Source organism: Streptomyces lincolnensis (assembly GCF_001685355.1).
GTDB classification, from domain to species: domain Bacteria; phylum Actinomycetota; class Actinomycetes; order Streptomycetales; family Streptomycetaceae; genus Streptomyces; species Streptomyces lincolnensis.
The window spans coordinates 949809-962659 of sequence record NZ_CP016438.1 but is presented as its reverse complement, the minus strand read 5'-3'; the positions used below and the strand labels follow the sequence as shown (position 1 = coordinate 962659).

The window sequence follows — 12851 nt, the reverse complement described above, 5'->3', positions numbered from 1 at the left end:
GAACACGACGGTGCCCGGGCCGAGCGGGGCCCGTGAGCACCCGGATGCCACACGGGGACCGCCGTCGATGTCAGCCGGCGGGCAGCGTCGGCTGGATCCGGCGCAGGAACGTCGCGTTGTCCGGAGTCGCGCGCAGCCGCTCCAGCAGCGTCTCGGTGGTGCTCTGCCCGTCCCGGCTCTGGAGGGCGCGGCGCAGACCGCTCACGGTGGTCAACTCGGCCGGGGGGAGCAGCAGTTCCTCGCGGCGGGTGCCGGAGGGGGCGATGTCGACGGCCGGGAAGACGCGGCGGGAGGCCAGGTCGCGGCTGAGGCGCAGCTCCATGTTGCCGGTGCTCTTGAGCTCCTCGAAGAAGAAGTCGTCGGCACGGGAGCCGGTCTCCACCAGCGCGGTGGCGAGGATGGTGAGCGAGCCGCCCTCCTCGGCCAGCCGGGCGGCGCCGAAGAACCGCTTGGGGCCGATCAGCGCGCTCGCGTCGACACCGCCGCTGAGGGTGCGGCCACCGGCGGCGGCCGCGTTGTTGTGGGCCCTGCACAGCCGGGTCAGGGAGTCGAGGAGGATGACGACGTCCTCGCCCGCCTCGACGAGCCGCTGGGCCCGTTCGACGACGAGTTCGGCGAGGGCGATGTGCTGCTTGGCCGGCCGGTCGAAGGTCGAGGCGTACACCTCGCCGTGCACGGAGCGGCGCATGTCGGTGACCTCCTCGGGGCGTTCGTCGACCAGCAGCACCATCAGCCGGGCCCCGGGGTGGTTACCGGCGACGGCGGCCGCGATCTGCTGGAGCAGCACGGTCTTGCCGGTCTTGGGCGGGGCGACGATCAGCCCGCGCTGGCCCTTGCCGACGGGTGCGATCAGATCGGTCACGCGTCCGGTCAGCCCGGACGCCGGGTGTTCGAGCCGCAGCCGCTCCCGCGGGTGCAGCGGTGTCAGGTCACGGAAGTGACGGCGTTTGCGCTGCTCCTCGGGGCCGCGCCCGTTGATCCGGGCGACCTCGGTCAGCGCCCGCTGGGTGCCGCGTATGCCGTCGACGCGGTCGCCCTTGCGCAGGTCGTACCGGCGGACGAGCGCGGCCGGGACCTGGAGGTCGGTGGGGGAGGGCAGGAGGTCGAGGCCCCGCAGGTGCCCCTTCCCGTGCGCGTCGATGTCGAGGACACCGGTGGCGACCCGGGCCGGAAGCTGCTGCTGGGCGGAAGAGTGTTCGAGAGTGGTGGTCACAGAGGGGGGTCCTTTCACGGACGGAAGGCATGGCATGGGACATGTGGGAAGGGAGAAGCCGCGCGGGGAAGGCGGACAGCGCCTTCGGGCGGCGGGAACAGCACCTCGGGTGCGGCAACCTCGGGTATGAGAGGAGTGCCGTACCGACGAAGTGGTGTGGAAGAACTGACGTGTCCGTCAGCGATCAGAAAGGAGAACTGGCACCGGCGCCCACAACGGGGCGTACACAAGTGCTAGTCGGAGAATAGCACAAGGCCGTCAGCGGCCGGCCAGAAGACCGTAGAGAAGCGGGATCCGCGGTTCGGGAAGCCGCCACCAGCCGTGCGGAGTGCGCTGCATGTGCGGCCAGCGCGGCCACGGCAGCTCGTCGCTCTCGCGGAGCCGCCGGACGTTCAGTCCTGCCCCCGTCAACGCGTTGACGACCTCTCCTATTCCGTGCATCCACTCGTAACTGTCGGTGGCGCCCTCGACGGCCGGGCCGTCGGTGTAGGTGTGCGTGGCGTCCCGGTGCACGGGGCCGTCCCCGCCCAGGTAGTCGTGGCGCAGCAGCAGCTCGGGGCCCTCGCCCGGCGCGGGCTTCGGGCCCAGCGAGTTGAGCAGCGGATGGAACTCGACGATGTACAACAGGCCACCCGGGCGCAGGAGTCGAGCGATCACCCCGGCCCATCGCGCCAGGTCCGGCAGATAGCACAGCGCGCCCTTGCCGGTGTACACGACGTCGAACCGCCGTCCCCCAAGGGCCTCGACGGCGTCGTACACATTGGCCCGCACGTAGTCGACCTCCACGCCGGCCTTCGCCGCGATGTCGCTCGCGGCCGTCATGGACGCGGCGGAGAAGTCCAGCCCGACCGCCTGGGCCCCGCGCCGCGCGAAGGCGATCGTCTCGGTGCCCAGATGGCACTGGAGGTGGAGCACGTCACGGCCGCTCAGCTCACCGAGGTCGTCCCACTCGAAGGGGGCGAACCAGCGCTCGGGGTCGACGTCCTGGTCGAGCCCGTAGAACCGGCTGGCGACGTGGACGGGGGTACGGGCGTCCCAGTTCGCCTGGTTGGCCCGCATGAGCCGTGCGTGGTCCTCGGTGGTCATGAGGCCATCCAACCGTGAACGGGCCCGCGATACGAGCCCTTCCGGATCTGCCCCGGTCCCGGTCCCGTTCTGCCCGCGAGCGCGGTGTCCGCTCGTCGATGGGGTGACAACGGCCCACACCACCGGAGGTTCCGATGAACGCCCTCGCCGTCACGATCCGCCGACTCCTCGCCCCGCTGTCTCCCGCCGACCGGCCACAGCTGCCGACAACCCCCGATGCCCACGACGGGCCGGGCGCACCCGACGTCTGGCTCGCCGGACTCCGCCTCGGCGGCTGACCACTGTTGTGATGTGAGTCACAGAAGGGCTAGGGTGAAGGCGCTTGGGGGACACCTCCGGGCTGCGCGTCGAACCGCGGCACGCGACCCGGGGCGCCCCCGGGCGAGGGAAGTGATCCCCTTGACCGTCGCCTGGGACGACATCGGCGGCCTCGTCGATGCGCATGAACGTTTTCTGGCCGGAACGCTCGTCGACTCCACGGTCCGGGACTCGGTGCTCGACTCCTGGAAGCGATGCCGCTCCGCGGGACTCAAGCCGCATCAGCTGCTGATTCCGCACACTCCGGACCTGGCCCTGGACGACGGATTCCTGCGCGCGGCCGATCCCGTGCTGCGCGACCTGAGCACCTCGCTCGGCGAGGCCGGGATGAGCATCGCCCTCTGCGACCCGCGGGGCCGCATGGTCCAGCGGCTCGGCGGGGACCGGCAACTGCGCCACCGCCTGGACGAGGTGAACTTCGCCCCCGGCTTCGACGCCTCCGAACCCGTCGCCGGCACCAACGGCGTCGGCACCGCGCTGGCCGAGCGCGGGGCCGTCTACGTCGTCGGCCGGGAGCACTTCGCCGACTGCCTGCAACCCTTCGCCTGCGCCGGAGCGCCGGTCCGCGACCCGCTCAGCGGGCGCATCGAGGCCGTCCTCGACCTCACCTGCCTGCGCGACGACGGCGACCCCGCGATGCTGCGACTGGTCCGCGAGGCCGCGCGCGGCATCGAGGCCCGGCTGCTGGAGCAGTCCACACAACGGGAACGTGCCCTGCTCGCCGCGTACCGGCGGGCCGGCCACGACATCGGCGGCTGGCCGCGCCAGCCCCGCCTCGGCCCACCGGGCCCGGGCGACGGCCATGGCGACGGCCACGGCGACGGAGAACTGGGCCGGATAGACCTCGCCGTGCTCCGGGAGAAGGCCGAGGAACTCCTCGCCTCACCCCGGCGCACCCTCGACGAGGTGGTCCTGTCCGGCGGCCGCACCGCCACCCTGCTGCGCCGTACGGTCAGGAGCGCGGCCGGTGAGACGGGCGTGGTCGTCGAAGCGAGGATCCTCGGCGGCCGGCGCCTGCGGCACGTCGTCCCCGTCGAACCCGCCCCGGCGGCCCCGTCGGCCACCGCCCTGCTGTCCACCCTCCCCGCCCGGCTCACCGTTCCGGTCGTGCCCGCCCAGCCGCCCCACGATGCCGCGGAGCTCAGGCCCGCCGGCGCCGACGACAGCGCCCCCGACGGCAGGCTCCTGCTCCTCGGTGAACCCGGCGTCGGGCGGCTCGCCGTACTCGCCCGTCGGCGCCTGGAGATGCTCCACGAGGCGAGCGGCCGTATCGGCACCACCCTGGACGTCACCCGCACGGCCGAGGAGCTGGCGGAGGTGACCGTGCCGCTGTTCGCCGACTTCACGGCCGTGGACCTGCCCGACGCGGTACTCGGCGGCGACGAGCCGGGCCCGCTCGGCACGGACACCCCCCTGCGCCGGGTCGCGCTGGGCGCCGTCCACGAGGAGTCCCATCTGTACGGCGTCGGCGACTGTGTCCAGTACGTGCCCTCCACGCCACAGGCCCGCAGCCTGGAGGACAGGCAGTCCGTCCTCGAACCCGCGCTCGTCGCGGCCGACGGCTGGCTCGCCCAGGATCCGGCCCGCCTCGAACGCGTGCTCGCGGCCGGGATCCACTCGCTGATCACGGTGCCGCTGCGGGCGCGCGGAACGACCCTCGGCGTGGTCAGCTTCTACCGCTCGGAGAAGCCCGCCCCCTTCGAGGAGGACGACCTCTCCCTGGCCCAGGAACTGGCGGGCCGCGCGGCGATCTGCATCGACAACGCCCGCCGCTGGACCCGCGAGCACAACACCGCCCTCGCCCTCCAGCGCAGCCTGCTGCCCCGCGGCCGGCCGGAACAGAGCGCCGTCGACGTCGCCTACCGCTACCTGCCCGCGCAGGCCGGGGTCGGTGGCGACTGGTTCGACGTGATCCCGCTCTCCGGCGCCAGGGTCGCCCTGGTCGTCGGCGACGTCGTCGGACACGGACTGCACGCCGCCGCCACCATGGGCCGGCTGCGCACCGCCGTCCACAACTTCTGCTCCGTCGACCTGCCGCCCGACGACCTCCTCACCCATCTCGACGACCTGGTGGGGCGCCTCGACCGGGGCGAGGGCTGGGCGGTGGAGAACGCCCGGACGGACTCCGGCATCGTCGGAGCGACCTGCCTGTACGCCGTCTACGACCCGGTGTCCCGCCGCTGCACACTCACCCGCGCCGGGCACCCGCTCCCCGCGGTGGTCGCCCCCGACGGCACCGTGGAGTTCGTCGACCTGCCCTCGGGGCCACCGCTCGGACTCGGCGGCATGCCCTTCGAGACAGCGGAGCTGGAACTCGCCGAGGGCAGCCAACTCGTGCTCTACACCGACGGGTTGGTCGAGGACCGGCACCGGGACATCGACTCCGGCCTGGACCTGCTGCGGACCGTGCTGGCTCATCCCGACCGGGCGCCGGAGGACACCTGCGAGGCCGTCCTCGACGCGCTCCTGCCGACCCGGCCCAGCGACGACGTGGCCCTGCTCGTCGCCCGCACCCACACCCTGGGCCCCGACAGGGTCGCCCAGTGGGACCTGCCCAGCGACCCGGCCGTGGTCTCCCGGTCCCGGGCCGCCGTCACCGAACAGCTGACCGCCTGGGGCCTGGACGACCTGAGTTTCACCACCGAACTCGTCGCCAGCGAACTGGTCACCAACGCGATCCGCCACGCCACCGGACCGGTCCAGCTCCGCCTGCTCCGCGACCGCGCGCTGATCTGCGAGGTCTCCGACGGCAGCAGCACCTCGCCGAGGCTCCGCCGCGCCCGCACCGAGGACGAGGGCGGCCGCGGCCTCTTCCTCGTCGCCCAGCTCACGGAACGCTGGGGAACCCGCTACACCCCCGACGGAAAGGTCATCTGGACCGAACAGCCACTGCCGTGAGCGGTGAAGACCAGCCCGTCGTCGCGGCCGTCGGCGCCGCCCAGCTCACGGACGTAACGGAAGTCCTTGAGCCGTCCCCCATCGGTTCGCCCGCAGTGACAGGACGTCTCAAGAAGGCCCCAAGGTGGAACAGAGTGTGGGTTGACCTGCGGGTTCCTGCGGACCGAAAGTGAATGCGACGCCCAGCGGAACCCGAACCCGAACCGAACCGGAAGCGGAGGGGTCCGCACGGTGTCCGTACCGCGCCGAGGCCCGACCACCACCCAGACCACACCATCGAAAGGAGCGACCTCATGCGGATCCCGAAGCGCGTCGCCGTGATCGGTGCCGGCAGCATGGGGAGTCAGGCCATGTGGCGACTGGCCGCCCGCGGAGCCGAGGTCATCGGCTACGACCGGTATGCGCCGGGGCACGACCGCGGCGCGGCCGGGGGCGAGAGCCGCATCTTCCGAGCCGCCCACCTCGGCGAACCCGGGTACATTCCGCTGCTGCGGCTCGGGGACGGGCTGTGGGAGCAGCTCCAGGCGGAGACGGGCCGCTCCCTGCGACGCCGAAGCGGCTGCCTGGTGATGGGAGAGACCGTGTCACCGGCCATGCGCCAGTTGCTCTCCTCCAGCGCCACCCATCGTCTGGAGCACGAGGTACTGGACCGGGAGGAACTCGCCCGCCGCTACCCGCAGCACCGCCTCCCGGACGGGCACACCGCCGTCCTGGACCGGATGGGCGCCGTCATCAGACCCGAGGCGTCGATCCAGGCCGCCGCGGCACACGCCGAACAGCTGGGCGCCCGGCTGCACCGCTATACCCCGGTGCGGGAGATCGCCCCCGTTGCGGGCGGCGGCGTGGACATCGTCACCGACCAGGGCACGGACCACGTCGACACCGCGGTGGTGACCGTGGGCCCCTGGGTCAACACCCTGCTCCCGGACCTTCCCCGAAGCGTCGACGTCCGCCGGGTGGTCTGCTCCTGGCATCTGCCCACCCGCCACGACTGGTTCGCGGACGGGGCTCCCCCCTTCGTGCGCGCCACACCCCACGACTGCTTCGGGATCCCGTCGCCCGACGGGATGTCCGTCAAGCTCGGTCTCTCCTTCGCACGCCATCTGCCGGTGCCCGAGCCCGAACGGCTCGACCGTACGGTCCGCCGCCCCGAAGAGCTCGGCATCTTCCGCGAGTTCATCGCCGAGCTGATGCCCGACCTGAACCCCGACCCCATCAGGATGTCGGCCTACATGGAGGGCTACACCGACTCCGGCAACCCGCTCGTCGGCCATCTGCCCGGCGAGGACGACATCATCGTCATGGCCGGCTTCTCCGGCAGCGGCTTCAAGATCTCGCCCGCCATGGGTGAGATCGCCGCCGATCTGGCGCTCGACGGCACCACCGACCATCCCATCGACTTCCTCGCTCCGGCAGGAGTCGGCGCCGCCTGATCCCGGGTGATGCCGACGGCATCACCCTCACCCAAGTCGCCACCTCTGTCATAGCCATGCCCGAAAAGGCGTGCACCGGCCGTCACCAGCCCCCGCAGCAAAGACAGGAGCACCCTCATGCCCATCCCCTCGTTTCAGTTCCGGCCGAAGTACGTCTCGTTCGACTGCTACGGCACGTTGGTCGAGTGGCCGATGACCCCCATCACGCGTGAGCTGCTCGGCGACCAGATCCCCGCCGAGCAGTTCGACCAGTTCGTGCGGGAGTTCCGCGGCTACCGCTACGACCAGGTCCGTGGCGCGTACTACCCCTACGAGCAGGTGCTCCAGGACTCCTTCGAGCGGGTCTGCCGCAAGTGGGGTGTCAAGGCCGCCCCGGACGCGGGCAAGCGCCTCGCCGACGGTGTGCGCAGCTGGGGCCCGCACGCGGACGTGCCGGAGCCGCTGAAGAAGATGGGCGAGCACTACAAGCTGGTGATCCTCTCCAACGCCGACGACTCTTGCCTGGCGGAGAGCGTGCCCCGGCTGGGGGCGGACTTCCACGCGGTCTTCACCGCCGAGCAGGCCGGCTACTACAAGCCCCGCTACGCCGCGTTCGAGTACATGCTCGACCAACTCGACGCGTCCCCCGAGGACTTCGTGCACGTCGCCTCGCACACCCGCTACGACCTGATGCCGATGCACGACATGGGCTTCCGCAACCTCGTCCTGCTGGACCGCGGCTACGACCCGGTCACCCACGGCTACGACTACGTGACGGTGAAGTCCCTGGACGAGCTCAACACCATGCTCGGCATCTGACCCGCGGCGTACATCGCCCCGCACGGACAGCCGCCGAAGGCCCCCACCCCACCCGCAGCCCAAAACCAGTAGAGGAACAGCATGTCGCTCCTGAAGACCATCGACCCCCATCCCTCCTTCGCACCCCGCGAGTCCGGCCCGCTGCCGGAACGCCTGATCTCCGGCGACCCGGCATACAAGACCTGGGTCCAGGACGTCGCCCGCGGGGAAACGGTCAATACCGGTGTCTGGGAAGCCACGCCCGGCGAGACGCGCTCGATCAAGGGCGAGATCTTCGAGTTCTGCCACATCATTTCCGGCGTCATCGAACTCACGCCGGAAGGTGGCGAGCCGGTGATCTACAAGGCAGGCGACAGCTTCGTCATGAAGCCGGGCTTCGTCGGTGTCTGGAAGACCATCGAAACCGTGCGCAAGATCTACCTGACCGTGTCGTAACGCCGACGCCGCGCCGGTTGTCCACCGCCTCGCGCAAGCGGCAGCCGCTTGTGGCGGCCGCGCGGAAAGCTCGGCCGCCACAAGCGCCTCCGTGGCCCGCGCGCTCCCTTAAGCTGACGCGGATGTTCAGCCCCGAAGGCCCCAGTCTCCGCGAACTCGCCGTCCAGGCACTGTCGTCCGTCGAGCGCGGCTACGACCTGCTCGCGCCGAAGTTCGACCACACCCCCTTCCGTACGCCGGACTCGGTCCTCGACGCCGTCGCGACCGCGCTGCGCCGAAGGGGCCCGTTCGGCACCGGACTCGACCTGTGCTGCGGCACCGGCGCGGGCGTCGACGTCCTGGCGCGGGTGTGCCGGGAGGGTGTGGTCGGCGTCGACTTCAGCGCCGGGATGCTCGCGGTGGCCCGCGAACGGGAGCGCCCCGCCGATACGCCCGTCTCCTGGGTGCGCGCAGACGCCCGCGCCCTGCCCTTCCGGCCGGGATTCGACCTCGTCGTGAGCTTCGGGGCGTTCGGGCACTTCCTGCCGGGCGAACTCCCCGGCCTGTTCCGCCAGGCCCACTCCGTCCTGCGGCCCGGTGGCAGCTTCGCCTTCCCCGTCCTCGCCCCGCCGCGCGTGACCTCCCCGGCCCACTGGATGCTGCTGGGCTTCGACACGGTGATGCGGGTGCGCAACGCCCTGTGGCGGCCGCCGTTCGTCATGTACTACCGGGCCTTCAGGCCGGGGGAGGTGCTGCGGGAGCTGGAGCGGGCCGGATTCGACGTGGAACTGGAGGCCCTGCCGGAGTTCGGACGCCGCCGCGACGGCAGCCCACGGGTGCGGCTGGTCGTGGCGCGACGCCCCGTGTCCTAGCTTGGCCCGCCTGTCACAGCGCGCTGTACAGGGCGTCCACCAGGGCCATCTTCCGCGGGTCGTCGGCGATGTGGGGCCCCATGCGGTTCATGACGTATCCCAGGGAGACCACCGAGTCCGGGTCCGCCAGCCCGCACGAGCCGCCGAAGCCGTCATGGCCGTAGGCGCGGGGGTTGGGTCCGTACGAGCCGTTCGGGCCGCTGAGCCACAGGCCGAGTCCGATCTCCGTCTCGTGCTCGAATCCGGCGCCCAGGACCAGGTCGCGGCAGCTGCCCTGTCCCTCGCGCACCCGCTCGGTGGCCTCGGGGGACAGGATGCGACGGCCGCCGTACAGGCCCTGGCCCGCGAAGACGCCGTAGAGCGCGGCGATGGCCCGTGCGGTGCCGTGGCCGTTGGCGGCGGGGATCTCGGCGGCCCGCCAGTCGGGGGAGTGGGCGGCCGCCGCACCTACCCCGGGATTGGTCAGGGCGGCCAGGGCGGCGGGCGCCAACTGGCTGAAGATCGCGGCCTGTTCACTGCTCGGCGCGACGGCCGGCTGCACCAGCTCGGCCGCCCGGCCGGCCTCCTTCTCCGGCAGGCCGATGGTGAAGTCGATGCCCAGCGGCCCGGTCACCTCCCGTTCCAGGAACGCCCCCGGCAGCAGCCCAGAGATCCGCCGTACGACCTCCCCGACCAGGAAGCCGTACGTCAGCGCGTGATACCCGGACACCGTCCCCGGCTCCCACCAGGGCTCCATCGCCGCCAGCCGCTTCGTCGTCAGCTCCCAGTCGCAGAGCTGGGCGAGCGAGTGGGGCTCCCGCAGACCGGACAGTCCCGCCCGGTGCGACAGCAGATGCCGTACCAGGACCCCTTCCTTGCCGGCCGCGGCGAACTCGGGCCAGTAGGCGGCCACCGGTGCGTCGAAGTCGAGCAGCCCCCGGTCGGCGAGGAGGTGCGCGCACAGTGCGACCGGGCCCTTGGACGTCGACCACACGTTGACCAGGGTGTCCCGCTCCCAGGCACGGGTGCCCTCCGCGTCGGCCCAACCGCCCCACAGGTCCACGACCGTCGTGCCCTCGACCGTGACGGTGACGGCGGCACCCACCTCGGCGCGGTCCCGGAAGTTCTCCTCGAACGCCGTGCGCACCGCGGCGAAGCGTTCGTCGCAGTGGCCGTGAACCCGTGGCTCTCGCTCGGACATGAACCCTCCGTCGTCCGGAAAGCCCGGGCCACGACGCTGCGGCCCGGGCACCATCGAACATACCGACTGGTCGGAGTGGAAGGGAAGGTGCCGGGCGCGAGCAACCACACCCGGGTGTCGTGGGTCGGCGACCGCCGCTTACACGTACGTCCGCAGCCAGCGCAGCTTCGCCGCCTCCTGGTACGGGCCGCCGCCCTCGTGGTCGTTGAAGTCGTACACCTCGATGTCCTTCTCGGCGTGCGCCCACGCATTGTAGGCCGCGAACACGGTGGAGGGCGGGCAGGTCTGGTCCTCCAGTGCCGCCGAGAACAGCGCCGGGGCCCGGCCGCGGGCGGCGAAGTGCACGCCGTCGAAGTAGGCGAGGGTGCGCTGGACGTCCGCCGCGCGGCCGCGGTGCGTCTTGAGGAAGAGGCCGATCTCCCGGTACGGGTGCCGGTCCGTCAGGGTCGCCGCGCGCGGGAAGTCGCACAGGAACGGCACGTCCGGCGCGACCGCCGCCAGGTCGGGCACCAGACCGCCCACCGCGATCGAGATGCCGCCGCCCTGGCTGCCGCCCGTGACGACCGTGCGCGCCGGGTCGGCCAGCGGGTGCGAGCGGGCCGCCTCCACCGCACGGACGCCGTCCGTGAACACCCGGCGGTAGTAGTAGTTCTCGGGGGCGTCGATGCCCCGCGTCATGAAGCCGGGGAACGCGGGCCCGCCGGCCACCGGGTCCGCGGTGCCACCGCCGCCGCCCCACGCGCTGCCCTGGCCGCGGGTGTCCATCACGAAGTGCGCCCGGCCCGACGACGCCCACAGCAGATGCTCGTGCGGCAGACCGCGCCCGCCGCCGTACCCGATGTACTCCACGACCACCGGGACCGGGGCGGACACCTCGGCGGGGATCGTGAACCAGCCCTTGACCGGGTGACCGCCGAAACCGGCGAACGTCACGTCGTACACCTTCACCGTCGACAGGCCGGTGTCGACGAGTTCGAAGCGGGCGTCCAGGTCGTATGCGCGAGCCTCCGTGAGGGTCTTGGACCAGAACGCGTCGAAGTCCTCGGGCTCGGCCGACTCGCTGCGGTACTCGCGGAGTTCGTCGAGGGGCAGGTCGAACAGAGGCATCTGTGGCCGCCTTTTGCGAAGGGTGGGTGCGGATGATCACACCGTACGTGGGTGATCGGACGTATCGCCAGGCCTTTGTCCCGCTACGCACCTGGCATGGCGCCATGACGTCTGCCGCTGTCGCGTCGGTCACCGCAGTGGAGCTGCTGGTCAGGGATGCCGAACTGCTCGTCGTGGACGGCGAGCGGGAGATCCCGGGCGGCTGGCTGGCGACGGCCGGTGGTCGGGTCACCGCCGTCGGCCCGGCCGGAACCGAACCCGAGGCCCAGGCCACCGTCTCCGCCGCCGGACGCCTGATCACGCCCGGTCTGGTCAACACGCACCACCACATCTACCAGAACCTCACCCGCGCCTACGCGCCCGCCGTGAACGGCTCCCTCTTCGACTGGCTGACCACCCTGTACCCGCTGTGGGCCGCCCTCGACGAGGAGGCCGCGCACGTCTCGGCCTACGTCGGCATGGCCGAGCTGCTGATGGGCGGCTGCACCACCTCCTCCGACCACCTCTACGTCCACCCGCGCCCCGGCCTGGTCGACGCCGAGATCCGGGCCGCCCGCGACATCGGCTTCCGCTTCCACGCCACCCGCGGCTCGATGACCCGGTCCGTCGAGGACGGCGGCCTGCCGCCGCGGAGCGTCACCCAGACCGACGAGGAGGTCCTCGCCGACAGCGAACGGCTGATCCGGGCCCACCACGACCCCTCGCCCGGCGCGCTCATCAGGGTCGCCCTCGTGCCCTGCTCCCCGTTCTCGGTGACCAGGGAGCTGATGACGGCGACCGCCGAACTCGCCGAGCGCCATGACGTACGCCTGCACACCCACCTCGCCGAGGACCGCGACGAGGACACCTACTGCCTTCGGACGTACGGCTGCCGGCCCGTCGAGTACTTCGAGGACACCGGCTGGATGAGCGACCGCACCTGGGTGGCGCACTGCATTTATCCGAACGACGCCGAACTGCGCCGCCTCGCCGCGGCGGGGGTCGGGGTGGCGCACTGCCCCAGCTCCAACATGCTCATCGGCGGCGGTACGGCCCGGGTGCGCGAGATGCGCGAGATGGGTCTGCCCGTCGGCATCGGCTGCGACGGCTCCGCCTCCACCGACCACGCCTCGCTCTGGATGGAGACCCGCGGCGCCCTGCTCCTCGGCCGCTACCGCGACGGACCCGGTGCGATGACCGCGCGGGACGCCCTCGACATCGCCACCCACGGCTCGGCCCGCTGTCTGGGGCGCGGGGACGAACCGGGGCACCTGCGGCCCGGTGCCTGCGCCGACCTGGTCGTCTGGGACCTGCACGAGGTCGCCCGCGCCGGGGCGTTCAGCGATCCCGTGGAGGCCTGGCTGCGCTGCGGGCCCGCCCGCGCCTGGACCACGGTCGTGGCCGGCCGCGTCCTGGTCGACCGGGGCGAGCCGGTCCCGCCGGGGCTCGCGGACGCGCTGCGGACGCATGGCCGGATCGCGCGGCGGATGCAGCAGGACGTGTAGGCAGGGTCGCGCGGCGGATGCAGCAGGGCGTGCAGGCCGGTCGTCCCT

At 72.1% G+C, this 12851-nt stretch carries 11 protein-coding genes; 7 read left to right on the top strand and 4 right to left on the bottom strand.

The genetic code is table 11. The features are described 5' to 3' along the window. Positions 1 to 70: 70 nt before the first annotated feature. Both rho and SLINC_RS04300 read right to left on the bottom strand, forming a co-directional pair. Entirely contained in the window at positions 71 to 1213 is a 1143-nt protein-coding gene (gene rho, locus SLINC_RS04305; protein WP_067426953.1) for a transcription termination factor Rho, read from the bottom strand. A 258-nt stretch (positions 1214 to 1471) separates the two neighbouring features. Next, positions 1472 to 2299, bottom strand: coding sequence for a class I SAM-dependent methyltransferase (locus SLINC_RS04300; protein WP_067426950.1), 828 nt, complete (start codon positions 2297 to 2299; stop codon positions 1472 to 1474). Positions 2300 to 2433: 134 nt separating this feature from the next. Between SLINC_RS04300 and SLINC_RS47880 the strand changes: the two genes are divergently transcribed. The 6 genes from SLINC_RS47880 to SLINC_RS04275 all read left to right on the top strand — a co-directional run bounded on the left by SLINC_RS47880 (position 2434) and on the right by SLINC_RS04275 (position 9032). Beyond that, entirely contained in the window at positions 2434 to 2577 is a 144-nt protein-coding gene (locus tag SLINC_RS47880; RefSeq protein WP_159425323.1) for a hypothetical protein, read from the top strand. A 112-nt stretch (positions 2578 to 2689) separates the two neighbouring features. Further along, positions 2690 to 5515 carry a SpoIIE family protein phosphatase gene (locus SLINC_RS04295; RefSeq protein WP_107406550.1) on the top strand — a complete coding sequence of 942 codons (2826 nt, stop codon included), beginning with the start codon at positions 2690 to 2692 and terminating at the stop codon, positions 5513 to 5515. A gap of 293 nt (positions 5516 to 5808) precedes the next feature. After that, on the top strand, positions 5809 to 6948 hold the full coding sequence (gene solA, locus SLINC_RS04290; RefSeq protein ID WP_067426948.1) for an N-methyl-L-tryptophan oxidase: 1140 nt from the start codon (positions 5809 to 5811) through the stop codon (positions 6946 to 6948). A gap of 117 nt (positions 6949 to 7065) precedes the next feature. Continuing rightward, positions 7066 to 7746, top strand: coding sequence for a haloacid dehalogenase type II (locus SLINC_RS04285; protein WP_067426945.1), 681 nt, complete (start codon positions 7066 to 7068; stop codon positions 7744 to 7746). 81 nt (positions 7747 to 7827) lie between these two features. Continuing rightward, complete coding sequence (locus tag SLINC_RS04280) at positions 7828 to 8181, top strand: cupin domain-containing protein (protein WP_067426942.1); 354 nt, start codon at positions 7828 to 7830, stop codon at positions 8179 to 8181. Between the two features lie 122 nt (positions 8182 to 8303). After that, positions 8304 to 9032, top strand: a complete 729-nt coding sequence (locus SLINC_RS04275; protein WP_067426938.1) for a class I SAM-dependent methyltransferase — start codon at positions 8304 to 8306, stop codon at positions 9030 to 9032. A 13-nt stretch (positions 9033 to 9045) separates the two neighbouring features. Here SLINC_RS04275 and SLINC_RS04270 read toward each other — a convergent pair whose 3' ends face one another. Both SLINC_RS04270 and SLINC_RS04265 read right to left on the bottom strand, forming a co-directional pair. Then, on the bottom strand, positions 9046 to 10212 hold the full coding sequence (locus tag SLINC_RS04270) for a serine hydrolase domain-containing protein (RefSeq protein WP_067426936.1): 1167 nt from the start codon (positions 10210 to 10212) through the stop codon (positions 9046 to 9048). 138 nt (positions 10213 to 10350) lie between these two features. Beyond that, positions 10351 to 11319, bottom strand: a complete 969-nt coding sequence (locus SLINC_RS04265; protein ID WP_067426934.1) for an acetylxylan esterase — start codon at positions 11317 to 11319, stop codon at positions 10351 to 10353. Positions 11320 to 11423: 104 nt separating this feature from the next. Here SLINC_RS04265 and SLINC_RS04260 point away from each other — a divergent pair, with 104 nt between their 5' ends. Then, entirely contained in the window at positions 11424 to 12803 is a 1380-nt protein-coding gene (locus SLINC_RS04260; RefSeq protein WP_067444954.1) for an 8-oxoguanine deaminase, read from the top strand. Positions 12804 to 12851 lie beyond the last annotated feature (48 nt).